The sequence below is a fragment of the Sulfuricaulis sp. genome, from assembly GCF_024653915.1.
Classification (GTDB): Bacteria; Pseudomonadota; Gammaproteobacteria; order Acidiferrobacterales; family Sulfurifustaceae; genus Sulfuricaulis.
The window spans coordinates 82,285-106,196 of sequence record NZ_JANLGY010000011.1 but is presented as its reverse complement, the minus strand read 5'-3'; the positions used below and the strand labels follow the sequence as shown (position 1 = coordinate 106,196).

Annotated in this window: 23 protein-coding genes; 3 read left to right on the top strand and 20 right to left on the bottom strand. The window is 58.0% G+C overall.

Going from position 1 to position 23,912, the window contains the following annotated elements:
• Positions 1-20 precede the first annotated feature (20 nt).
• The 5 genes from NUV55_RS05925 to NUV55_RS05905 form a co-directional block, all read right to left on the bottom strand.
• Positions 21-755 carry a hypothetical protein gene (locus NUV55_RS05925; RefSeq protein ID WP_296671222.1) on the bottom strand — a complete coding sequence of 245 codons (735 nt, stop codon included), beginning with the start codon at positions 753-755 and terminating at the stop codon, positions 21-23.
• Positions 752-1,471 carry a hypothetical protein gene (locus NUV55_RS05920; protein WP_296671220.1) on the bottom strand — a complete coding sequence of 240 codons (720 nt, stop codon included), beginning with the start codon at positions 1,469-1,471 and terminating at the stop codon, positions 752-754. Before NUV55_RS05920 ends, NUV55_RS05925 begins: the two co-directional genes overlap by 4 nt.
• 67 nt (positions 1,472-1,538) lie before the next feature.
• A complete protein-coding gene (locus tag NUV55_RS05915; RefSeq protein WP_296671218.1) occupies positions 1,539-3,413 on the bottom strand; it encodes a hypothetical protein in 1,875 nt (624 codons plus the stop codon).
• Between the two features lie 18 nt (positions 3,414-3,431).
• Complete coding sequence (locus NUV55_RS05910) at positions 3,432-3,848, bottom strand: type II toxin-antitoxin system VapC family toxin (protein WP_296671216.1); 417 nt, start codon at positions 3,846-3,848, stop codon at positions 3,432-3,434.
• A 2-nt stretch (positions 3,849-3,850) separates the two neighbouring features.
• Positions 3,851-4,081, bottom strand: coding sequence for an AbrB/MazE/SpoVT family DNA-binding domain-containing protein (locus NUV55_RS05905; protein WP_296671215.1), 231 nt, complete (start codon positions 4,079-4,081; stop codon positions 3,851-3,853).
• Between the two features lie 164 nt (positions 4,082-4,245).
• Between NUV55_RS05905 and NUV55_RS05900 the strand changes: the two genes are divergently transcribed.
• Positions 4,246-4,794 carry a metallophosphoesterase family protein gene (locus NUV55_RS05900; protein ID WP_296671213.1) on the top strand — a complete coding sequence of 183 codons (549 nt, stop codon included), beginning with the start codon at positions 4,246-4,248 and terminating at the stop codon, positions 4,792-4,794.
• Positions 4,795-4,836: 42 nt separating this feature from the next.
• Here NUV55_RS05900 and bioB read toward each other — a convergent pair whose 3' ends face one another.
• From bioB to ubiD, 5 genes are all read right to left on the bottom strand, one after another.
• Positions 4,837-5,808 carry a biotin synthase BioB gene (gene bioB, locus NUV55_RS05895; RefSeq protein ID WP_296671212.1) on the bottom strand — a complete coding sequence of 324 codons (972 nt, stop codon included), beginning with the start codon at positions 5,806-5,808 and terminating at the stop codon, positions 4,837-4,839.
• Between the two features lie 84 nt (positions 5,809-5,892).
• The gene (fnr, locus tag NUV55_RS05890) at positions 5,893-6,657 is read right to left on the bottom strand and encodes a fumarate/nitrate reduction transcriptional regulator Fnr (protein ID WP_296671210.1); all 765 of its coding nucleotides are present in this window, start codon (positions 6,655-6,657) and stop codon (positions 5,893-5,895) included.
• 222 nt (positions 6,658-6,879) lie between these two features.
• The gene (gene mscL, locus NUV55_RS05885; RefSeq protein ID WP_296671208.1) at positions 6,880-7,314 is read right to left on the bottom strand and encodes a large conductance mechanosensitive channel protein MscL; all 435 of its coding nucleotides are present in this window, start codon (positions 7,312-7,314) and stop codon (positions 6,880-6,882) included.
• Positions 7,315-7,464: 150 nt separating this feature from the next.
• Positions 7,465-8,937 carry an oxygen-independent coproporphyrinogen III oxidase gene (hemN, locus tag NUV55_RS05880; RefSeq protein ID WP_296671206.1) on the bottom strand — a complete coding sequence of 491 codons (1,473 nt, stop codon included), beginning with the start codon at positions 8,935-8,937 and terminating at the stop codon, positions 7,465-7,467.
• Between the two features lie 105 nt (positions 8,938-9,042).
• Positions 9,043-10,533 carry a 4-hydroxy-3-polyprenylbenzoate decarboxylase gene (gene ubiD / locus NUV55_RS05875; protein WP_296671204.1) on the bottom strand — a complete coding sequence of 497 codons (1,491 nt, stop codon included), beginning with the start codon at positions 10,531-10,533 and terminating at the stop codon, positions 9,043-9,045.
• A gap of 107 nt (positions 10,534-10,640) precedes the next feature.
• On the opposite strand from ubiD, the gene NUV55_RS05870 reads away from it, so the two are divergent.
• The gene (locus NUV55_RS05870; protein WP_296671202.1) at positions 10,641-11,120 is read left to right on the top strand and encodes an SCP2 sterol-binding domain-containing protein; all 480 of its coding nucleotides are present in this window, start codon (positions 10,641-10,643) and stop codon (positions 11,118-11,120) included.
• Here NUV55_RS05870 and NUV55_RS05865 read toward each other — a convergent pair.
• The 8 genes from NUV55_RS05865 to NUV55_RS05830 all read right to left on the bottom strand — a co-directional run bounded on the left by NUV55_RS05865 (position 11,117) and on the right by NUV55_RS05830 (position 17,709).
• Positions 11,117-12,682, bottom strand: coding sequence for a DUF116 domain-containing protein (locus NUV55_RS05865; protein WP_296671200.1), 1,566 nt, complete (start codon positions 12,680-12,682; stop codon positions 11,117-11,119). The genes NUV55_RS05870 and NUV55_RS05865 overlap by 4 nt on opposite strands.
• Positions 12,679-13,569: a U32 family peptidase gene (locus NUV55_RS05860; protein WP_296671197.1), complete on the bottom strand. Its 891-nt coding sequence runs from the start codon at positions 13,567-13,569 to the stop codon at positions 12,679-12,681. The genes NUV55_RS05865 and NUV55_RS05860 overlap by 4 nt, the downstream gene beginning before the upstream one ends.
• Positions 13,566-14,621 (bottom strand): peptidase U32 family protein, encoded by a 1,056-nt coding sequence (locus NUV55_RS05855; RefSeq protein ID WP_296671196.1) that lies wholly within the window; start codon positions 14,619-14,621, stop codon positions 13,566-13,568. The genes NUV55_RS05860 and NUV55_RS05855 overlap by 4 nt, the downstream gene beginning before the upstream one ends.
• Positions 14,622-14,651: 30 nt before the next feature.
• Entirely contained in the window at positions 14,652-15,287 is a 636-nt protein-coding gene (locus NUV55_RS05850; protein WP_296671194.1) for a TatD family nuclease-associated radical SAM protein, read from the bottom strand.
• Between the two features lie 125 nt (positions 15,288-15,412).
• On the bottom strand, positions 15,413-15,901 hold the full coding sequence (locus tag NUV55_RS05845; RefSeq protein ID WP_296671192.1) for a hypothetical protein: 489 nt from the start codon (positions 15,899-15,901) through the stop codon (positions 15,413-15,415).
• Between the two features lie 30 nt (positions 15,902-15,931).
• Complete coding sequence (locus NUV55_RS05840) at positions 15,932-16,297, bottom strand: TusE/DsrC/DsvC family sulfur relay protein (protein ID WP_296671191.1); 366 nt, start codon at positions 16,295-16,297, stop codon at positions 15,932-15,934.
• A 213-nt stretch (positions 16,298-16,510) separates the two neighbouring features.
• Complete coding sequence (locus NUV55_RS05835) at positions 16,511-16,912, bottom strand: YajD family HNH nuclease (protein WP_296671189.1); 402 nt, start codon at positions 16,910-16,912, stop codon at positions 16,511-16,513.
• A 53-nt stretch (positions 16,913-16,965) separates the two neighbouring features.
• A complete protein-coding gene (locus NUV55_RS05830; protein ID WP_296671187.1) occupies positions 16,966-17,709 on the bottom strand; it encodes a thioredoxin domain-containing protein in 744 nt (247 codons plus the stop codon).
• Positions 17,710-18,028: 319 nt separating this feature from the next.
• On the opposite strand from NUV55_RS05830, the gene NUV55_RS05825 reads away from it, so the two are divergent.
• Entirely contained in the window at positions 18,029-19,336 is a 1,308-nt protein-coding gene (locus NUV55_RS05825; protein ID WP_296671185.1) for an NAD(P)/FAD-dependent oxidoreductase, read from the top strand.
• A gap of 52 nt (positions 19,337-19,388) precedes the next feature.
• Here NUV55_RS05825 and NUV55_RS05820 read toward each other — a convergent pair whose 3' ends face one another.
• Positions 19,389-22,517 (bottom strand): efflux RND transporter permease subunit, encoded by a 3,129-nt coding sequence (locus tag NUV55_RS05820; protein ID WP_296671183.1) that lies wholly within the window; start codon positions 22,515-22,517, stop codon positions 19,389-19,391.
• The gene (locus NUV55_RS05815) at positions 22,514-23,809 is read right to left on the bottom strand and encodes a TolC family protein (RefSeq protein ID WP_296671180.1); all 1,296 of its coding nucleotides are present in this window, start codon (positions 23,807-23,809) and stop codon (positions 22,514-22,516) included. Before NUV55_RS05815 ends, NUV55_RS05820 begins: the two co-directional genes overlap by 4 nt.
• Between the last annotated feature and the right edge of the window lie 103 nt (positions 23,810-23,912).

Here is a 23,912-nt window from a genome sequence, read left to right as displayed (position 1 = left end):
CGCTGTCTGATAATTCGATTCTAGCGTCTTTCTGACAGAAAGCGATTAAACTCTTTTGGCAGAAGAGTTGCAACTTGGTCTGCTGTCATTGCATAAAGATCCCACGTCATATCGAATTGGTTGAGGAAATCATTTGCAAAGCGACGAAACGTACCCGCCCCTTTACTGGCCGCTCCACGCTTCACCTTCTTCCCAATGGGATCGTAATACATGCGCGTTGCAAGCTCGACCACGCTACGGTTTGTCACAACCTCCTGTCTCGACAATATTTGTTCGCTTGCCTCGCCTGGGGCGTAGAGAGGACCGCACAGAACTACCCTAGCACGCTCCGGATTATCCCGGTGAAACCGGTACACCCGCCAAGGCCCTGCCAGAAGGTGTCTGTAGAACTTCTTCCAGTCATGCGATTCCGAAGGAATCCAGCGTGCCCGCTCTCCTGGCCATTTCTTTGCCTGTTTTCCGGCGGGCGGGCGAAGCGTGTCGAACCAGAACAGCGACAACCAAGCCCATACACCCCTGTCTAAATCGGAATCTGCTACACCTGCTTCGATGAACTTATCATAAAGATATTTCGCAGCATCAAATCGATTCGAGAACTTCTTGCTGTCGATATCAACCTTAACTGAAAGACTCTCAGACTTCGCTTGATCTTCAAGAATTTCTGCTGGAGGTGTGAGCATCGGGTTATCTGCAAGTGCATCCAAGTACATTCCCAGTTCTTCGATGCCTTTTTCATTTAGACGCCGCAGTCTCATTTGTCCCCCCTGCTACGATACTCTTCGTACAGATCAAGCATCTGAAGTCTACGTGAAAATGCCGCAACAACTTGCTCTATCCATTCTTCGAGCGCACCCTCATCCTCGATGTCCGGCGGCTCAGTTGTCACTGGAATAGAACGGACAAACCTCAACCATTGCGTGCGCCAATCACCGGTATCATCATCTTGAGTATCGCCCTTGTCCTTATCCACAAGCAGGATACGAACGAGTATTGCCTCCAGAACTTCAGGCATAACCAATGACCTGAATGCCTGGTCTCTAACAACATCCCACTTTTCACCGAGAGCACTATTTATCAAAAGTACCGGCTTATCACTGAAATCAAGCCTCCATACACGCTTCTCCAGATTCTTGTCAGACCTGACTGGTAAGATCGATTGTCGTGATTGTTCCTCTTCATCCGGTTGCCGGGGAGACAACTCATCTGCCTCGGCCAAGATCAAGCCCTGCTTCTCACCTGGCGATGTAACTTTTACGCGAAAGAGAATTCCGTCAGTTCCATCAAATTCGGTTAACCGTCTATCCGACGGTGGTTTTAGCGCTCCAACAGTTCCGTACGGAAAGCGCATCCAGCTTGCGCTGGACCCACGATATGCTTCAACACATACCACAGCATCTGCCGGAATCTCATGGCCCTTGTCTAGACGAATATCAGCATCAAATGTGCCCGTCTTGTCAGACAATTGGCTCAATCTGAGACTGACCTCATCTCTAGTGATGCGTCGGCGACCTGTGTAGTTAAATGACCGTATCGGCATATCAGTCTTCTCCAGCGGTGACTCTTACACGCACATCCCGATTGACGTCAAAACCCCTAACGGTAACTTGAAAGTCTTTATCATCAAGCTTTGCCGAAATCCGATTATTAGCGCGCGACAGAAGTGTCGCGCTATGAAGTTCGACATCAAATTCATCGTCTTTGAAATCAAAATCTTCAGGGATGTAACGAGTGAACGCATTCCCTCGTCGAACCTCGTATGCAGCCTGTATCTCAAGAGATTTAGGAATTTCTGCCGCCTCAACAGTACCTGCTGCAGCAATGATAAAGCCGCCATCTACACGTGAAATATTGAAAATGCGCTTACCATTCTTGTGACCACCATTTTCCTCATTCTCACTTCCTCCCTTATTCTTTCCGGCCTTCTTATCTTGTAGTTCACCATCCGGCAGATTGAAAATATCTGAAAGAATGTCACGATCCTCTTCGCTTTCTGTCTCCGTCAGCAGCCTCACAATATTGCGGACGCTGTCACTGACAAATTTCAGATCTTTTGGCCCAGACTTGTACTTTCCTTTAAAATGGGAACCATCATGTTGCCATTGTGTATGTGAGGGGTTTTCAGAATCACCTAAGAATGTGGCAAGTGGACGGTCCTCGACAATCACAAGCGCCGTTAATCCACGGTTTGGCCGAGGTCGGACGTCTGGAATAATTAACCCGCCACGTACAAAAACAGGACGCTCATTTCTATCCGAACCATCGCGAATAATAAATACGTCGAAATACGATGGTTGCGCTGGCTTGCTTTTCTCGCGCACATTAACAGGTACGCGTATTGCAAGCTGTTTGTTCGTCATCAATTGATTCGTCAGATGTGGGCGTAGCTCCTCGGGAATGAGCTTTTCATCCCAATCCATTGCTTTGTTCAGATCAGGACTTTTAAGCTTTGGAATGGTCGCTGTGCCCTCCCCAAGCGACCAACGTGCAAGGTTGATCAACGGCCAGAGGTCACGCTCCAAGTCTCCACCAATCCGCTGAATCTCTTCGTGCAACGAATCCTTACTAACTGTGATTTCTGTAGAAGGCGTCTTAATAATTACTTCGAGTCTGCCAGTCAGAGTTGGGTAAAAATAGTCGCGCAATACGGCTTCGACGATCGCGCCTTCGGTTACTTCGGGGTCCAACCAAGGAACAACAATTGACAGGCCAGACTCCGATCCGCGATCCAATGAGAAACATTTTCGAAAGCGTTCCAGCGTGGCCGCATCGTCTATCGGCATCACCATCTCGTCAGCGCGCTGCAATCCATACCACCCATCGGGCTTATAATCCTTATTGTTGAGCTGATGTCCTTTCAGTACTGCCATACCCATGAGCAAGGCCTTTTTGTCATCGTGTCTCACGGTAAATCCGAACATGGTGTTGATACGACTGGAACGCTGAAACACGGTTTTTCCAACCCCCCAACTGCCACGATCACCTTCGCCTTTATCTGAAATGCCATCGCCTCGGAAGAAATGAGCAAAAGCATTTTTTTGGTTCTTTCCGTATGGCACTTTTGAGATATCGCCGGTAAGGCCTTTCGTAAAGAAATCCTCAAAGACAAGAAATTCGCAAAGTTCGCTGCCATCCGGGACTTCTCTCAATCCGTTATCAGGAGCGCGAAAATGCTCCCAACCATCCGTCAAGAATTCGCTCACGTCTTTGCTCTTCTTCGCATTCTCTTTACCGGATACAAAGATGCGAACGAGTACAGGCTCATCTCCAATGGCTGCATCGAGGCTGTTCTGAATTCCTTCGCGCACCAATGCACGTCCCGGATCTGAAATTGTCTCCGACGAGAAGAATTCTCCTTGAATAGGATCACGTCGCTTGTCCTGTGGACGATAAGTATCAAAATACCATTCTGCCATGTGCTTACCCTTCCTCTTTTATGCTTCCAACCACCTGATACGGATGTCACTTTCTACCTGCTTGAATTCCTTGTCTCCAGTCACCAACTCTGCCTTCTGCTCCTTAGCTAGGGCTGCCGCAAAACAGTCAGCAAATGACATACGATTTTTTGATTTAAACATTCCGGCCTGTCGTGCCAGTTTCCAGTCAACGCCAATAAAATCGATTCCAAGTTGCCGCAAGCCCTCGACACCTTTATCAGCCTCGGTTTCCGATACTTCGCGCGCAAGGATGTACCAGACCTCTCCGGCATTCACGACTGACATAAGCAATGGAATTTCATGCTCATGGGCATCGGCGATCAGGTCAGCCACTTTCTGACTTGAGTTTTCATCCTCCAAGTACGCCAGCACTGCCCACGAATCGAGGACAAGCGCCTTGGGTTTTCGCGCCATTTTTAAAGCTCCTTCTCGCGCTTCTTTTCCGCCGCCAAGGCTTTCAACAGGCCTTTCCCCTTGTACTTTCCACGCAGGCTCTGGATGTATTCGCGGGTAATAGGGGTCAGAACGATCTTATGTGCTTGCTCATCCACATCCACTTGGATGCGGGTGTTCTCTGTCATCCCGAGTTTCCGCCGGATTTTTGAGGGAATCACGATCTGGCCTTTGATAGTCATGTAAGTATCCATTGCTGAATCTCCGTATTTTTTAAAAGTATGCCTTTAGATATAAAGTAAGTCAAATATATTTTGTAATACTATAACATAGAAGTGTACTTATATATGTTTGGTTTACTAATAAAAACGCGGGCTTGCTGCGCATACTTCACTCACTGCGATAGAATCACGTCCCTATGAAAATCTGCATCGTTTCCGACAGTCACGATCACCGTGATCATCTCGCCGCCGCCGTCACCGAGGCCAAATCACTGGGCGTACAGGCGGTGATTCATTGCGGTGACCTGGTGGCGCCCTCCACGCTGCACGCCATCATCCCGCTGGGGCTGCCGATACATCTGGTGCACGGTAATAACCAGGGCGACTTGTTTCATCTTTCAAAGCTGGCGCACAAGCCGGAAAATCATGCGCATTACTACGGTCAGGACGGATCGTTCGCTTTGGCGGGGAAACGAATCTTCATTGTCCATTATCCGCATTACGCCAAGGCCATGGCGCTCACGGGTGATTACGAACTCGTGTGCAACGGACACGAACATCACGCCGTCATCGAGCGGATTAAAAATATCAAAGGCGGCGAAACGCTTCGGGTCGACCCCGGCACCGTCGGCGGCGTGAGCGCGCCGGCCACCTGGGTACTCGGCGATCTGGAAAAAATGGAATTTGAAATCCGCCCGGTGCGCCTGCCGGTGACGCAGCCAGACAAACAAACGGATCATAAATAAGGCGCGCGGCTGAGGTCCGGAAATCCGGAACCAAAAAAGCTATCAGGCTTCTGCTGTTTTGCGCGTCGGCGCCGGTATTGCAGGGGACAAGGGGTAAATGCCCAATTTCTCGAACAGCCTGAGATCGGCGTCGGATTCCGGGTTGGGCGTGGTTAGCAGCCGGTCACCGTAGAAAATGGAATTGGCGCCGGCCAGGAAACACAGGGCCTGGAGATGGTCGGGCATGGCGCTGCGGCCGGCGGAGAGGCGCACGAAAGACGTCGGCATGGCAATGCGTGCCACCGCAATGGTGCGCACGAATTCTATGGGGTCGAGCGCCTGTTTATCGGACATCGGCGTGCCGGGAATATGCACCAGCAGGTTGATCGGCACCGATTCCGGCGGCGGATCGAGGGCGGCCAGCTCGGCGATGAACTGAACACGGTCCGTGCGCGATTCCCCCATGCCCATAATGCCGCCGCAGCAGACCTTGAGCCCGGCGGAACGCACCTTTCTCAGCGTATCCAGCCGGCTGTCGAAAGAATGGGTGTGAACAATGTTGTCGTAATGGGCTCGTGACGTATCCAGATTGTGGTTGTAGTAGTCCAGGCCCGCCTGCGCCAGCTGCTCCGCCTGCCCGTCGCGCAACAGGCCGAGCGTGGCGCAGGTTTCCAGGCCGAGGTCCTTGACCGCGCGGATCATATCCGCGACCAGAGTCAGATCTTTTTCCTTCGGACCGCGCCAGGCCGCACCCATGCAGAAGCGGGTGGCGCCGCGCGCCTGGGCCGCGCGCGCGGCAGCAATAACTTCATTCTGCGACATCAAGGGCTGGCTTTCTACGTCCGTGTGGAACCGCGCCGACTGGGAACAATAGCCGCAATCTTCGGAGCAACCGCCGGTCTTGATGGACAGCAGCGTGGAAAGCTGGACCGCGTTCGGATCGAAATGCTGGCGGTGCACCGTCTGGGCACGATAGACGAGATCGTTGAACGGCAACTCAAACAGATCGGCGATTTCGGAGGTTTCGGGACGCATCAGGACTCTTCCGGGGAAAGTCGGCACAAACTTAGGATAAGCCGGCCGGCTTGTCAACCCTGCGGCAAAAAGCAGGTTGACGAATTATTGGGCCGAGACGTTGTGCTCGCGACCGTTGCCGGCGGCCATGTTGCGCAGGCGGTTCAAGTCGCGCAGGGTAATCTGCCGGCCATGAACGTTAATCAGGCCTTCGTCATGAAAGCGCGACAGCAGGCGACTCACCGTCTCGAGCGCAAGCCCGAGGTAGTCGCCCAGATCCTGGCGCGACATGCTGAGCTTGAATTCAGTGGGCAGTCCACCGAGCCGTGCCAAGCGACGCGAGAAACTCATCAGACAAGAGGCCAGACGTTCCTCGGCGGTCATGCGCCCCAGCATCATCAGCATCTCCTCGTCGCGTACGATCTCGCGGCTCATGATGCGCAACAGCTGATGCTGCAGGCCGGGGATCTTGGTCGCCAAGTCCTCCAGCGCCGGGTAGGGAATATCACAGACCTCCGAGGTTTCAAGCGCCTCGGCGCTGCACGGATGCTTGTCGGTGCTGATGGCGTCGATACCGAGCAACTCGCCCGGGAGATAAAAACCGGTCACCTGGGCGCGACCGTCCTCGATCAGGCCGGTGGTCTTAAGCGCGCCGTTGCGGATCGCGTACAGCGAGCGCAGGGGGTCGCCAAAACGATAAAGCATTTCTCCTTTTTTCAGCGTGCGCCGGCGCTTGACAGCCTTGTCAAGAGCAGCAATGTCGACATCATTGAGCCCGAGCGGCAGACATAATTCCTGGAGCGTGCAATCCTTGCAAGCTGCCTTGATGCTGGAGATATTGATGACCGCCGCAGCTTCTCGTTTTTGCACCGAGCTTTTCCTTATGCTTTGGATGCCTTTTGTAACAAAATTGCCAAGGTACGTCCATCGCGCCCATGCATATCAATATAATACAAAGGGTAAACGATTGTTAACGTGATGCAGGGTTCGAGCAAGGAACATGGGAGCCTCGTTTAAGGCTGTCGGCGTCAATCGAGCCGGGTCTGAAATATTGCTTCAGGCCCGGCTCAGCGGATGCCAGTTATCCCCGGATTACTTGAGTGAAGCGCTGCAGAACTTGCAGCGCTTGGCGGCGAGCGGAATCTCCGAGAGGCATTCCGGACAGCTTTTCACTTCGAGTGCCTTGGCCGGGGCCTCTTCTTTCTTCAACCGGTTCATCGCCTTGATCACCATGAACAACGCAAAGGCGATGATGACGAAGTCAATCAGCGCATTGATGAAGAGACCATAGTTCAGTGTCGGCGCCCCCGCGGCCTTGGCCGCGGCGAGCGTGGGAAAACTGCCGCTGCCCAGCGTGACGAACAACTCGCTGAAATCCATACCGCCCAGCGCGAGACCGATGGGCGGCATCAACACATCGGTGACGAACGAACTGACGATCTTCCCGAATGCCGCGCCGATCACGATGCCGACCGCCATGTCCACCACGTTGCCGCGCATGGCGAATTTTTTGAATTCTTCCAACATATGAAGTCTCGTTTTTTATTGCCGTGGAAAAGAGATGTTAGGCCAGTTTGCGGGTATTGTCGTCCGTGGCACCTGATGCCAACTCTGATGCGGCGTTTCCCGACGCGGTGCGCAGGTGACGGACAGTGGTGGAACTGACAGGTCGAGCCGTCAGATCACCTTTGAATAGCGCTGTTCCTGTTTCTCGCGCAGGTAACGGTCGAAAACCATGCAGATATTGCGAATGAGCAGCTTGCCCGCGGGCTGCACGCGCATTGACTTCGCGTCCACCTCAACCAACCCGTCCTGCTGCATGACCTTGAGATCAGCGAGTTCCGCGGCAAAGTAGTCGGCAAAACGGATGCCGCGTACGCGCTCGACGGCATTCAAGTCGAGCATGAAATGGCATATCAACTGCGTAATGATCTCTCGCCGCAGCTTGTCGTCATCATCCAGCACAATACCGCGCATCACCGGCAGATGGCCTGAATCGAGTACCGCGTAGTAATCTTCCAGCGTTTTCTGGTTCTGGCTGTAACAATCGCCCACCATGCCAATCGCTGTAATTCCCATGCCGATCATGTCGCACTCCGCATGCGTGGAGTACCCCTGGAAATTCCGGTACAGCGTGCCGTTGCGCTGCGCCGCTGCCAATTCGTCGTCCGGTCGCGCGAAATGATCCATGCCGATGTACACGTAGCCCGCCTGCGTCAGGCGCTCGATGGTGAGCTGAAGGATATTAAGCTTCTCCTGCGGACTCGGCAGATCGGAGGTGGAGATGCGGCGCTGCGGTTTGAACATCTCCGGCAGGTGCGCGTAATTGAATACCGAGAGCCGGTCCGGGCCAGCGGTGATAATTTTTTCCAGCGTGCGTCCAAAGCTTTCAACAGTTTGGTGCGGCAGACCGTAAATCAGGTCCATGTTAATGGAACGGAAACCGAGCGCGCGCGCCTCCTTGAGCACCGCGAAGGTCTCGGCCTCGGTCTGGATGCGATTCACCGCCTTCTGCACCGCGGGCTCAAAATCCTGCACGCCCATGCTCAAGCGATTGAAGCCGAGGCTGCGCAACACAGCCAGCGTCTCCGGCCGCACCTCGCGCGGGTCCACCTCGATGCCGTATTCGCCCTTGTCGTCATCACGCAGGCGGAAATGCTCGCGCGTGACCTCCATCAGCTCCCGCATTTCCTCGTGACTGATGAACGTCGGCGTGCCGCCGCCCCAGTGCAACTGCTCCACCGTGCGTGATCGATGAAACAGTTGCGCCTGCAGGGCGATCTCGCGATGCAGCCGACCCAGATACGGTGAGGCGCGCTTGCGGTCCTTGGTGACAACCTTGTTGCACGCGCAGTAAAAACAGACGGTGTCGCAAAAAGGCAAATGAAAGTACAGCGACAGCGGGCGCGGCGCGGCCGAAGCATTGCTCCGTTTGGCCTGGTCCTGGTAATCCGCCTCGGTGAAGCCTGTGTGGCCGCTCTCGCGCATCCCTGCGCCCGCGGCACTTGTGCTTCCTGCACTTCGGAACTGCACGGCCGTCGGATACGACGTGTAGCGCGGTCCGCTTTTGTCGTAGCGGCGCAGCAGTTCGGCGTCAAAAATGATCTGGTGATTCAAGCTCGTTTTGGAGAAGTCGATAAATATGATCATTAAAGATAACGCGGGTCACCGGCGAAACCCATGACCTGTATCAATAATAGATCGGGTACGCGGGTGAAATGAAGCAGAATCGGTCCCAGTCCGGTTTGGCCGGATTCAAGGATGGTGCGACGCGATGCCCTCAATCCCCAGCTGGTGCCACAGGTCGTCGACCCGGCGCACCACCTCGGCGCTCATGGAAATCGGCCGGCCCCAGGCACGCGCCGTTTCGGCCGGCCATTTGTTGGTGGCATCCAAACCCATCTTACCGCCGAGACCCGAGACCGGGCTGGCGAAATCCAGATAATCAATAGGGGTGTTCTCGATCAGCAGCGTATCGCGCACGGGATCCATGCGCGTGCTCATGGCCCAAACAACTTCTTTCCAGTCACGCACGTTGATGTCGTCATCGGTGACGATCACGAATTTGGTGTAGGTGAACTGGCGCAGGTAAGACCACACGCCGAACATGATGCGTCGGGCGTGACCGGCATAACGTTTCTTAATGCTGACGCAGGCTACGCGGTAGGAGCAGCCTTCCGGCGGCAGATAGAAATCCACGATCTCCGGAAACTGCTTCTGCAGCAACGGAATGAAAACCTCGTTGAGCGCCATGGCCAATACTGAGGGCTCATCGTGCGGCGAACGCCCCATGTAGGCACTGTGATATATGGGCTGGTCGCGATGCGTGATGCGCTCGACAGTGAAGACGGGAAATTTTTCCTGCGAGTTGTAATAGCCGGTGTGATCGCCGAACGGTCCTTCCAGCGCTTCTTCTGCCGGGTCGATATAGCCCTCGAGCACTATTTCTGCCGAGGCCGGCACGTACAGCGTGGCACAGCCGCAGGGGACGACCTCACTGCGCGCCCCACGCAATAGTCCCGCGAACTGGAATTCCGACAGTGTATCGGGAATCGGTGTCACCGCCGCCAGCAGTGTCGCCGGATCGGCCCCGATGGCAACCACGACGGGAAAGAGATCTCCAGGATGAGCCTCCTTCCACTCACGAAAATCTACCGCGCCGCCGCGGTGTGGCAGCCAGCGCATAATCACTTTATTGCGCGCGATCACCTGCTGACGGTAGATGCCGATGTTCTGTCTTTCCTTGTAGGGACCTTTGGTAACAACCAAGCCGAAGGTGATCAAGGGCCCGGCGTCTTCCGGCCAGCAAGTCTGTATGGGGAATATCGACAAGTCCACGTCCTTGCCTTCGATTACATGTTGTCGGCACGATGCGTTGCTCACCACCCGCGGTACCACGTGCAACAGTTGCTTGAATTCCGGGAACTTCTCGATGACGTCGCCGAGACCGCGTGGCACCTGCGGTTCCTTCAGAAACGAAAGCAGCTTGCCAACCTCGCGCAGGTCTTCGATAGATTCGCGTCCCATGGCTAGCGCCACGCGTCGCGTGGTGCCAAAAAGATTCCCCAGCAGCGGGATATCCGATTGTTTCGGGTTTTCAAACAACAGCGCCGGCCCCTGCACGCGCAGGGTGCGCTGGCATATTTCGGTGATCTCCAGTCGCGGGTCTACCGGGACCGTAATGCGCCGCAGTTCGCCGAGTTTTTCCAGATGCGCAATAAATTCGCGCAAATTTTTGAATTTCATGGAGCGCTCAGAATAGAACGACTTCTGCGAGCATAATTTGACCCAGATCAATAACTTCTTTCATCCAGACCTGTTATAAAACATTCGTCCCATTTTTCCCGGTACATATGCTGCCTCATCCACTGTTACTGCCTCTGCGCATCATCCCCGACGCCGTGCACGCGGAACTGTTCGCGCGTGCATTCAACCACCTGCTGCGCGGCCAGCCACTGGCGGCGCGCCTGCCGGAAATCAACGGCAAATCCGTTTGTATACATATTCGAGATGCGGCGAGCGAGATCCATTTCCGGATCGACCAGGGACGGTTGCAGCCAGCCGCGGCGGGCCTTGCCGATGTCCGTATCAGCGGCAAAGTGGAAGATTTCTGGCAACTCGCGACCCGGCGCGAGGACCCCGACACGCTCTTCTTCAATCGCCGGCTGTGTATTGAAGGCGACACGGAAACCGGCGTGCATGTGAAGAACCTGCTGGACGCGCTGGACTACGACTGGGAGGCGCATTTCCGCGATGTGCTGGGGGAAACTCTGGGCGGAGCCGCATTCGCTGTTTTCCAGCGCGCCATCGACCAGCGTCTGGCCGCGAGTTAATCCGCCTTTCCCGCCACCGGAGGGACACGTTTCATCACCCTACGCAACACATCCAGATCAAGGCGCGCCTGCGCCTGGAATTTCCCCGCGTAGGCCAGATCCTCCTGTTGCAGCTCGTAACAGTTCGAACCGGTGATATCCATCAGCACGGCAGGAATGCCGGCCTCACGAAAAGCATATTCGCGTTTCAGGTAGAAATGGCGGCAGCACATGCCGACATAGGCCGGTGTGTCCTGTGCGCGCAGCTCGCCGAGTGTCTGCTGCAAATGTTCAAAATTGGTGATCGTCACGACGCGCATGCCGCGCTCGCGTGCCAGACGATATGCCTCGCCTACTTCGCACATCCCGCAATCGGGACAACCGTCGCGGTGGCGCCACTTGCACCAGGATGGCTTGGCGCAGTACGGCACCAGCATGACGCTGGCCGCGCGAGCAACATCCGCTGCCGCCAGTGGCGATGGCGCATGCACCATGAGCGTATTGGCCTGCTCATGAGTCAATGCAAACTGCGCCTGCTGGGCATAGCGATCGAGTGCGAGGCGCAGGCCGTGCTGAATGTCCTCGGTGGTAAACCCAGCCAGGTCATGCGGATAGACACGAAAGAATTCATCGAGGCGCTCATCCAGCCACGCCACCGGCGTCCTGGCGAGCCAGGATGAAAGCGAGATAAACAAATACGCGGGATACAATTGCATGCCACCGGCGAATTCAACCTGCTGCAGAGTATCGCCGCTTTCGCTAAGACGCACACGGACATACAGGACACCGCCCGGCGTTTTTACCAGGGCCTGATACCAGAAATTAAGTTCGGCATCCCAGTTACCGGCGGGTGGCGCATGGTTCGCGTCACCGGTAATTTCCTCTGACTTCAATTCCACTCTCTTGCCAAATTCCACGTCAAGCAATTCAGCCCAACCAGTAAGGACATGCCATTCCAGAACAGCCGGCTCAGCGGCAACGCCCTCGTCCCGCAACGTGGTAAAACGACCGCGTGCGCTACGGACACCATCCGGTGTGAGTTTTTCCGTTGGCACGCGCAGCGCCGTCATCATGGTTTCGGTGTCATGATCCAGCAGCAGGCTGCCCTGAAACAGCAGCGCCGAATCCGAGAGCGCGATAAAGCCCGAAGCCAGCTTGCGCCCCGCCAGTTCGATGTCGTTGGGCGGCGCGAATATGGCATTCACGCCCAATCCTTGCAGCCCCTTCACCACTCCCCCGCCTAACAGTGCGAGCCATTCCATGATATTTTTCTTGCCCCAGGCGCTCGGACGGGAAAGCGTCAGCGTCCAGCACAATTGATCGGGGTCGAGATAAACCGCCGCGCCGCCACTCACGCGCTGCACCATGTCGATCCCCTGATCGCGGCAATACTCCGCGCGCAAGGCATGGCCCGCCGTTTCAAAGGCGCCCAGCGAGACAGTGGGACGATAACGATGGAATCGTACGTGGCAAATGGGCGCATCCGCCTCTTGCGCCTCACGCCATTGGGCGCTGTCGAGCCGGATATTTTCCGGGCCGGAATGCAGTCCGGTATCGATTACAAAGCCGGTGCGTGTAGTCATACGTGCACCCGGTGCATGCCTGGTGCGCCATGCCAGTAGCCATCGCAAAATCCAGCTGTTTGATGTGGCGCGATACTACCGGCCGCGGCAGACGATTCCAGTTGCCCGTCCATGACGTGACGGAAAGCATCGATGATTTCGAACATCCCTTCGGGCTGGGGAGAAAGCCGCAAAATATCCACTTTGAGCGCTCGCAGCTCTCCGATTTCGTTTACCAGGTTGTAAGTCTCTCCGGACTGAACCTGGATACCGTTGAGATTCAGAAATGACTGGCCCTCGCGTGTTTGCATCGGCATGCCCTCAGGGTAATCCGCGCAACGGAAACCGCACTCATCCTTGGGGAGGTTATGCGCGCGGGCGGTGAAACAGCGCGCCGAGAAGGACAGCGGCAGACGCCCGAATACGAACACCTCGGTTTCCAGGTTGGCGGAACGGCTGGACTGAAGCGCGGCCAGTGTTTCGCGGTCGAGCTCCATTGGCATCACCCAGCGCCGGGCGCCAATACGCGCCATCAGCTCAAGGGCGCGACTGTTATAGACATTGACATGCGGGCCGACAATAAACGGCGCGACACCTGCCAGCATGTTGATCGCCGCCATGTCGTTGGCCTCGACTGTATACCGGCCGTTTTCAATGATGGTGCGCAGGTAGGAAGCTTCCGATTCGGCCTCGATCAGCGTAAGCGTTGACAGCACCGCTTCTTTGCCCGCGGCGGTCAGACGCGCGGCGATATCGAGCCAGTCCGGCAAACGCATGGCGCGGCGTTTAGAGCAAACCGTCTCTCCCAGATAGACAATATCGACCGGTGCCTCGGCAGCGCGCGCATAGAAATCAAAAACGCGGCTGCGTTCCCAGAGGTATGGAATCGGACCGAGGGAAATTTTCATTGCCATGGCCGGGAATACGCACCGAGCGTGTGGCAGCGTCCTTCGGCGACGTTGTCAAGCTGCTTCACCCATTCGACTTCGGGTACAAATGTCTCCGGATCACTGATACAGGCATCGATGGCTTCGCGCAGGGTGCGCGTAACCTGCGCCACGTAGGCCGGGCTGCGCTGCCGACCCTCAACCTTGATCGCCGCCACTCCAGCGCGATACAGCTCCGGAAGAATGTCGAGCACGTTGAGGCTGGTCGGTTCCTCCATGGCGTAGTAAACCTTACCGCCGACCTCGGCCGCTCCTGCGCGTCCTGCGCGTCCTGCGCCCGCGGCATTCGTACATCCCTGTACAGCAAAGCGGCCTTTACAAATCGTCGGGTAGCCCGCGGGCTCGTCCGGCGCATAGGTGTCAATTAATACGCCATTCAGGCGCGAGCGCCGGCCGCTGGCCGATTCCTCCCATTTCACGTGTTTCGCAGGAGAACACACCCCGTTCGAATTCGGTGATTCGCCGGTCACGTAGGAAGACAGCGTGCAACGGCCCTCGACCATGACGCACAAACTGCCAAAGCCGAATACCTCCACCTCCGTGTTCACGCGCTTCATGACATTCTGCACCTGCGTGAGCGACAACACCCGCGGCAACACTACACGCCGGACGCCGAAATGCCGCACGTAAAAATCAATCGCCTCGTGGCTGGTGGCCGAACCCTGCACCGAAAGATGCAGGCGCAGATCGGGATAAGTCTGTACGGTGTAATCCATGAGCCCGGGGTCAGCGAGAATCAGGGCATCGATGCCGAGGGTGGCCGCCTGATCCACAGCGCGGCACCACTTCTGCCACTGCGATGGGCGTGGATAGGTGTTGATTGCCAGGAATACACGCGCGCCGCGCTCATGCGCGTAATGCACAGCCCGGCGTGCTTCATCCAGATCGAAATTGAGGCCGGGGAAATTGCGCGCGTTGGTGCCGTCACGAAAGCCGAGGTAAACGGCATTGGCGCCATTGTCCACCGCCGCCTTCAGCGCCGGCATGCTGCCTGCCGGGCAGACGAGTTCCATTTTTCCCGTGGGGGGCATGGCGCGAATAAATCAGCCGACAACGTCCAGCACGCGATGCCGGAATTTTACTCCAAGGTCATGCGCGATCTTTTCACACGCCGAAATATCAACGCCGGAGAGTCCATCGATAGCGGTCAGGGTAACGTCCGGGATAAATTCGCGCGCACGCCTCACAAAATCCAGCATCGCCCCGTAAGAGCCCGGCAGTTTCGGACGACAATGCCGGTTATAGATATCCGCGTTCTGGGCATTCAGCGATACCGACAGCGCATCGATCAGGCCTTCCATATCGGGCGTCACATCACGCCCGTAAACAAAACTGGCGAGCCCGTCGGTGTTGATGCGTATCCGTTTGACGCGATGCCGTATGCGGGTCGCCACATCCAGCAGCGTATACAGCCGTAGAGTGGGTTCTCCCAGACCGCAGAACACGATCTCCTGATAATCCTCCGGATTGCCCGCCGCCGCGACGATTTCCTCGAGCGCAGGATCATGATCGAGTCGCAGTTGGTATTCCTGCACCGTCCATTCGTCGTTGAATTTCGGGCAGAATGCACAGCGCAACGAACAGCGGTTGGTAATGTTGAGATACCGGTTGCCGTGCAGGGTATAACCGACAGTTTGCTCTGGGCCGGCCAGCCTCGCCGTTTCCCTTGTTTCAGCCATTGCGCTGGACCTCCGAGAATCCGGAATTTTAGGCACATCATCGGCATGCGCGCTTGATGCAGGTCAAAAAGAAAGGGCCGCACATGATGCAGCCTCACAGGAAAAACCGGGCGAAACGGGTGTACTTACTGGCGGGGCCCGGGCGGGAGTGCGATCTGGTACGTGGCATGGCACGCCACACATTTATTCATGGTCTGTCCGAGCTGTCGCAGCGATAGCTGCACATCATTCATGGCCTCAGCATCCATGGCGATGCGGTCGAAGTCGTTGTGCACGCTGTGTCCCAGCGTCTTGAACTCCAGCGGCAATTTTGCCGCCAATCCGGGCGGGACCGCGTGTGCCGCCGCCATGCCGAGCGGACGCGTAATCTTCACGATGGCGGCAGCGTCTTTGCGTTCTGCTGCCTCCAGCATCTGCTGGATGCCGACGAGGAATTGGCGCATCTCGTTCAGCACCACGACGCGCTCGGACGGATCGAGCAGTATCGTCACCCTGCCATCCACCTCGGTCCCGGTCCTGCCCAGCACTACAAACTTCAGGACCAGACCGACAATAGTGAGCAGCAACAATCCGATGATCACCCGATACACCACGGTATTTTTAGTCGCCGACATAATATTCCCCTTAACTTGGACTTGTTTCAATCAATGCTCGCCCTTGGTGCGCAACAAGCCGGCGAGACGGTTGCCCTGCTTCTGCGGACCGCCACGCGGAAAGATCTCATGGAGATAGCGGTTGCTGCCCTTTTCGGGATCCCACTTCATGCGAAAGTGCTTGATCATCTCACGCACGTTGGCTTGCACGCCATGCTCGACGAAAAACTCGCGCAGAAACCGGATGATCTCCCAGTGCTCATCGGTGAGCTGCAACTGCTCCTGGGCTGCCAATGCATTCGCGAAGTCCTCCGACCATTCTTCCAGGTTAAGGATATAGCCCTCGGAATCCGTGAGCACTTCCTTTCCGCCGACATCGAGTTTGCGAATAAAGGCTGTGGGAACAGTACCTTTCATCATGATCTCCTCTTGACCGGTCACGGCATCAAGCCTCGGACACAAGGCTTTCATTATACTAAGTAGCCCGTATGGTTTGGAATGCACTTGACCTGAATCAAACGGAGACCGGTTATCGCGGGTCTTTGGAGATATCCCGGTCGTGATAGGAATCACGCGCGAACAACGGGGAAATTATTCTGTCGCCGTTGCGCGCGACAGTTCGACATCCAGCTACTTGCTCTTGAGCATATCCTTAAGGCCGGCAAAGGGATTGTGCGTTGCCACGGTCTTTTTCTCCGTCCCGATATTGACGTCATAACCTTGCACCAGATGCGCGAAGCGCTGGTGTTCGTTGTCGTGGCAATAGAGGCAGAGGTTCTCCCAATTGCTGCCGTCCGGGGGATTGTTGTCGTGGTTATGGTCCTTGTGATGCACCGTCAACTCGTGCAAATTCTCGCGCAGGAACGTGCGGCCACAGCGTGCGCAAATCAATGGATGAATTCTCAGTGACTGCTCGCGGTAACCTGCCAGGCGCGTGTCGCGATCCTTATGAGCGCGGGCCACGATGTCATCGAGCTTCTTGTTGTCCAGTGCGCCGGTCGGCTTGCGCGGGCCGGAGTTTTTCCCCGCCATAGAATCTTTTCCGAGTTTGTCCGTATATTATAAAAGCGATGCCTCGCGAACTCCTATCGTGGAGACGTAACGGACAGCTGCCGCAGTTTTTCGATTTCCTGCACGAACACCTCAAATCCTGGGGCACCGAGTGACTGGCGCACGATGGTCAGCGTATCGCCCTCGATAGTTCCGATCAAAAACGATGGCGTGCCGGTGAGCCCCAGCCTGCGGGCACTGCTAACGTCCTGCCCGATACCTTGCCCAAAGGCCTGGCCTTCGAAACAAGCGCTGAACTTTGTCTCGTCCAGATTCAGTTGGCGTGACAACTCTGCATACAGGTTTTGGCCCAACCGGCCCTGATGGGCAAACAAGGCATCGTGCATATCCCAGAAGCGGCCCTGCACACCTGCACAATGGGCGGCCATGGCGGCGGGCACGGCCTGCGCGTGAATTCGAAGAGGTAAATCCTTGTGAATGAACTGCACCACACCGGTATCGACGTAGTCCTTCTTGATCTGCGCGAATTGCTTCTGGTGAAAATCCCGGCAATAGAAGCATTGGTAGTCGCTGAATTCGACGATGCCGATCTTCGCCGTGGTACTTCCCAGGCGTGGATCATTCTTCACGCTCACTTGCGGCGGTGCGCTCCCGATGACGTGGATCGGTCTGTCACGGTAGGCAACGCCGGAGGAGTGTGAACTCCGCTGCGTATCGGCGCCAGCGGCCGGGTCGGGGGGCAATGTAGAACCGGCGCAGGCCACCAGACCGAGGCAGAGCAGGACAACAATGATTATTGGGCGAAAAAGAATAAACATGGTCACAATCCGTGTGGGTAGTTATTCCAGTCTAGCCAGAGATATGACTGGCGCCAACCTTTGCACCATATGGCAGGTGGCAATAATACCTCAGACCAGCTGGCTGTCGCGAATTCCCGGTCCACAAGCCAGCCATTAATCCAACGCAGTGCCTTGCCGCGACTGACACTGCAGCAGTCGAAGAATATCGATACACCGAGCCTTGTCTCAAGTGTCTGCGTCTCCACGAGTTGCCTGCTTTGCGCTTCCTCACGAACCATGCACACCGGCAGATAACTGTTATCGAGGCCGGCGCTCTGTAACGCTGTAGAATAAGGACATGAAGCCACATCGGATCGTGATCGTCGGCGGCGGCGCGGGTGGGTTGGAGCTGGCCACGCGTCTCGGCGACAAGTTCGGGAAGCGGAAGCAGGCGCAGGTCACGCTCGTGGACGCCAAGCTCACGCACCTGTGGAAGCCGCTGCTGCACGAGGTCGCGGCCGGCACCTTCGACTCGCATGAGAACGACGTCGACTACATCGCCCAGGCGCACCAGCATCATTTCGAATACCGCCTCGGGCGCATGGACGGCCTCGACCGCGACCGGCGCGAGGTGAGCCTAGCGCCGACGCTCGACGAGGCCGGCCGCGAGTTCGTCCCGCGCCGCGTGCTGCCCTACGACACGCTGGTGCTCGCGGTCGGCAGTGTCAGCAACGACTTCGGGATACCGGGTGTGCGCGAGCATTGCGTGTTCATCGACGACCGCGACCAGGCCGACGGCTTCCAGCGCGCGGTGATGCGCAATTACATCCACGCGCAAACACATCCGGAGCGCTTGTCAGCGCATCAGCTGCAGGTCGTGATCGTGGGCGCCGGCGCTACCGGCGTGGAGCTGGCCGCGGAGATGCACAATATGGCGCGCCAGCTCGTGGTCTACGGCTTCGACCGCATTAATCCGGAGCAAGACCTCAAGCTTGTCATCATCGAGGCCGCCGCCCGCATCCTGCCGGCGCTGCCAGAGCGGCTTTCCACTGCCGCGGAAAAACAGCTGCACAAGATCGGGGTAGACGTGTACACCGGCCGGCGCGTGACGCGCGTGATCGACGAGGGCGTGCAGACGCATGACGGCCAGTTTTTTCACGCCTCGCACCGGGTCTGGGCCGCCGGCATACGAGCGCCGGCGTTTCTGCGCGAACTCGCCGGCCTCGAGACCAACCGGCTCAACCAGCTGGTGGTGCGTCCGACGTTGCAAACCACGCGCGACGACAATATATTCGCGATCGGCGACTGCGCCTCTTGCCCGCAACCGGGCAAGGACAGGCCAGTACCACCGACGGCGCAGGCGGCGCACCAGCAGGCCGCTCTACTCGTCAAAGCCGTCGCCCGCCGGATACATGGCAAGTCACTGCCTGAATTCATTTACCGCGACCGCGGCTCACTGATATCACTCGCGCACTACACCACGCTAGGAAACATCATGGGCAATCTTATGGGGAACATGATGATCGAGGGCTGGTTCGCGCGTCTGACCTACCGCATGCTTTACCGTCTGCACCAGCGCGCACTGCACGGCACGCTGCCGATGCTGCTGCTCATGTTTTCGGATTTCCTGCAGCAACGTGCGCGTCCGCGAATGAAACTTCATTAAACGGGATTCAGTACGATTGCCATCAAGGCCGACTCGGATTATTCCTGCCAGACTAGTTCCTGGTAGCTTCGACAATCTCCTGTTGCCGTTTTTCCACCGCACGGCGGTCGCGTTCGAAGCGCGACAGCAATTCGTACACACAAGGCACGACGAACAGCGTGAGCAGCGTGGATACCAGCACGCCGCCGATCACCGCGATCGCCATGGGCGCGCGCAGCTCCGCGCCGGGACCAAGGGCCAGCGCCAGCGGCAGCGCGGCGGCAATGGTGGCGAACGAAGTCATCAGGATCGGGCGCAGCCGGATCGGACAGGCCTCGATCAGTGCCGCGCGCACCGTCACACCGCCGCGATCGCGCACCTGGTTGGTGAAGTCCACCAGCAGAATGGAATTCTTCTTCACGATGCCCATTAGCAGGATCAGGCCGATGAAGCTGAAAATGTTGAGCGAATGGTCGAACAGCAGCAGCGTCAGGAACGCGCCCGAGACGCTGAACGGCAGCGCCATCAGCACCGTGACCGGGTGCACGAAGCTGTTGAACTGCGAGGCCAGCACCATGTACGCCACGATCACGCCGAGCACCAGCACGAACCACAGGCTCGCGAACGATTCCTGGAACGACTGCGATCCGCCGACGAAACGTACCGTGTATTCCGGCGGCAACACCTCGCGTGCGATGGCCTGCGCCCGATCCAGCGCCTCCTGCTGCGACTCGCCGGCCTTGACGTTGGCGAATATCTTGATCGCGCGCTCGCGGTCGTTGCGGTTGATCTGCGCCAGGCTCTTGGCCTCACGCACCTGCACCACCTCCGAGAGCGGGATCAGCTCGCCGCGATTGTTGCGCACGTACAGTCGCTTGATCTGGTCGATACGGTCGATCTCCTGGTCGCGCAGCCGCACGCGCACGTCGTAGCGGTGCCCCTCGGAGGAATACTGTCCGGCGACGACGCCGCCGACCATGGCGTTGACCGTCTGGGAGATGGCCTGGATGCTCACGCCGCGCGCGGCGGCGCGTTCGCGGTCCGGGATGATCTGGATTTCCGGCTTGCCGAGCAGATAATCGCTGTCGGTGTCGGTCACGAGACCGGTGGCGTCGAGCTTCGCGATGATAGTCTCGGAATACTCCACCAGCTTGTCCCAGTTGCGCCCCTGCACCGCGAACTCAATCGGAAAGCCGCGCGAGGCGGTGAAACCGCGCTGCGACAGATCCTGGATCGAGACCTTCAGGCCCAGCTTTTTGAGCGCTTCGCGCGTGGCCGCCATCAGCTCCTGCTGCGACAGTTCGTGGCCGGCCTCCGGGTCGATGCCGCGGCTGCCTTTCGGTTTCATGCTGATGAAGGCGTTTGCCAGATTCGACTGTCCGCCAGTGCCGAACCCACCCACCGCGACCATGTAGCGCCGGATTTCGGGACGCGCAGCGAAGAATTTCTCGGCCTCGCGCATCACCGAGTCGGTGAACTCCATCGAGGAATCCACCGGCGTCTGCGCGCGCACGATGAAGCTGCTCTGGTCCTGCGCCGGCATGAATTCCTTGTTGATGAAATTGAGCGTGCTGAACGAGGCCGCGAAGAACAGAGCCGAGCTGCCGATGATGATCCAAGGATGCCGCAATGCGACCTCCAGCAGCTTGCGGTACAGCGCGGCCACGGCGCGAAACGCGAAATCCGCCGCGCGTCCCATGCGCGTGACGCGGCTGCCGGCCTGGACGAACTGCGAGGCGCGCATCGGCGTCAGCGTCAGCGCCTCCAGCAGCGACAGCAGCACCGCCACCGTCATGGTAATACCGAACTGGAAGAAAAACTTGCCGATGACACCGCTCATGAACGCCACCGGCAGGAAGATCGCGACTACCGCCAGCGTCGCCGCCAGCGCGGCGAAAGTGACCTGGCGCGAACCCTTGAGCGCCGCCTCCACGCGGTTCTCGCCCTTTTCCTGGTGGCGCACGATGTTTTCCAGCACCATGATGGCGTCGTCCACGACGATGCCGATGGCGAGACTCAGGCCCAGCAGCGTGAAGGTGTTGAGCGTGAAGCCGAAGAAGTACAGGACGATGAAGGTGCCGATGATCGACGTCGGGATCGCCAGGATGACGTTCAGCGTCGCGGTCCAGCTGCCGAGAAACAACCAGCACACGAACGCGGTGGCGAGCGCCGACAGCACCAGCGCCATCTTGAACTCGTCCACCGACTCCTCGATGAACTTGGTGGTGTCGAAGTTGACGGCGATCTTCATGCCTTCCGGCAACTGCTTGGCGACCTCGGCCATGCGCGCCTTGACGCCCTGCGCCACGGCCACGGTGTTCGACCCGCGCTGCTTGCGGATGCCGATGCCGACCGCGCGCTCGCCGTTGGCGCGCGAGATGCGGCGGATGTCATCCAGCCCGTCCTCGATCTGCGCCACCTGGCTCAGGCGGATGCGGCTGTAGACCGGCTGGCCGCCGCGCTGGTTGATGACGATGTTCTCGAACTCCTTGGCGGTTTTGGCCTCGCCGAGGGTGCGCACGTCGTATTCCTTGAGCCCGGCGGTGATCTGGCCGGCGGGCAGCTCCGAGTGCTCGGCGACGATCGCGTTCAGCACGTCGGTCACCGCCAGTTGGTAGCGGTTCAGTTCCTTGCCCGAGACCCAGACGCGCAGGTTGGGATCGACGTAGCCGCCGAGCGTGATCTCGCCGACGCCGCTGACGGACGAGAACCGGTCCTTGAGCGAGTCCTTCACGTAACGCATCAGCTCGCGCAGCGTGTGCCGGTCGCTCGTGACCGACATCCACAGGATCGGCTGGTCTTCGGGGTTGGTCTTGCTGATGACCGGCGGCTCGATGTCGGTCGGCAGGTGGCGCTGCGCCGCCGCGACTTTATTCTGCACCTCTTGCAGCGCGTCGGCAATGTCACGCGACAGCTCGAACTCGACGCTGATGCTCGCCTGGGCATAGCGCGCGGTGGAGGTCACGCTGCGCACGCCCTCCACCGTCATGACCGCGTCTTCGATGACGTCGACGACGTTGGTCTCGATGACCTCGGGCGCGGCGCCAGGATAGTCCACGCGAATCGATACCACCGGGAAATCCACGTCGGGCAACTGGCTGATGCCCATGCGCGAGGCCGAGATCCCGCCGAACAGGATCAGCGCCGCCATCAGCATCCAGGCGAACACCGGACGGCGGATGGCGATTTCAGGCAGGTTCATGGCGTGGGTTCTTCGGGCGCGGCCGGGCGACGCACGGCCGCTGCTTCCAGCTTGAGATAATCGAGTTTCGCGGTGTAGCGCGCGCGGTCCAGCGCCCGCTGGTTTTCCTGAAAGGCGGTCAGGGCCTGCAACACATCCAGGTTCGTGACCAGCCCCAAGCGGTAGTCACGCCGTTGCACTTCGTAGTTTTTGCGCGCCGCCTCGGTCGCCTTCTCCAGCGCCTCAAGCTGCGAGTGATCGAATACCACGCTTTGATAGACCGAGCGGATTTCCTGCTCTGCCTGGCGGCGCACCTGGCTTGCGCCCAGCTCGGCCTGTGTGCTCTGCGATACCGCCTCGCGCACCTGCGATTGCCGGCTTCCGCCGGCGTACAACGGGATCGTCAGCGCCAGCTGCACATCCCAATCGACGTTCTCAAGGCTGCCCCGGCGTTCCAGGTAACGGTTGGCGTTCAGATCGAGCGAGGGCTGGCGCGCGCCGCGTGCCACGGTGATGTTTTCCTGCGCCGCGGTCAGGCGTTGCTGCGCCGCCTTCACGTCCGGACGCAACTCCAGCCGCACAAGATAGGCCTCGAGCGCATCCAAATTCACTGGCAGGGTCTCGACATCACGCAGCGGCGTAGCGGCTGGCAGGCCGCTCAGGAACGCGAAGGCCTCGCGTGCGGCGCTGAGCTGGGCCCGCAACTGTTCGACCTGCGCGCGCAGGGTGCTTATCGTGCTCTGCACCGTCAGTGTCTCGCCTGTACGCGAACGGCCGATGCGCACGCGATCGCGCAGTTCCTTCTCGCGCTCGAGGTTGTAGTTGATCTGCTCATCGAGATTCTTCAAGTCTTGTTCGAGTGACAGCACGTCGTAAAAATTCTGCGCCACGTCCTTAAACAGCTGCGTGCGCGCCTGGCGATAATCCTCTCCCTGAGCGCCCACCAGTGCCTGCGTCTGCCGCATCGAGGCGAATTCCCGGAAGCCGCGGAACAGCGGCTGGGTGGCGGTAATTCGCGCGTTGGGATGACGCGCGGGATTCGCTGACGTGTCGCGCGCCCCCTTGTCCAGCCAGGTATAGGAAGCGACGCCATCGATAGTTGGGCGCAATGCAGACCCCGCTTGGCGATAACGTTCCTCCGCCTGCTGGATCAGTTCGCCCTGCGTCGCGACCACCTCGCTGCGCGTCAGCGCATGCGCGAAGTAATCGTCCAGCGTCAGCGCCCCGGCGGCAGCCACGGGCCGCACCACGGCCAACAGGCACGCGGCCAGCGCAACGGCCCAGATCGTTGGAGAGGCGTCGTCAGGCTTCACTGAACAATATCCTCCAGAGGTGTACGCCCGGGATTGGACCTGACGGCGGACGAAAATATCCGGCATGCGTTCCGGAAGTTATTGTCGTTGGCATGGGATTATC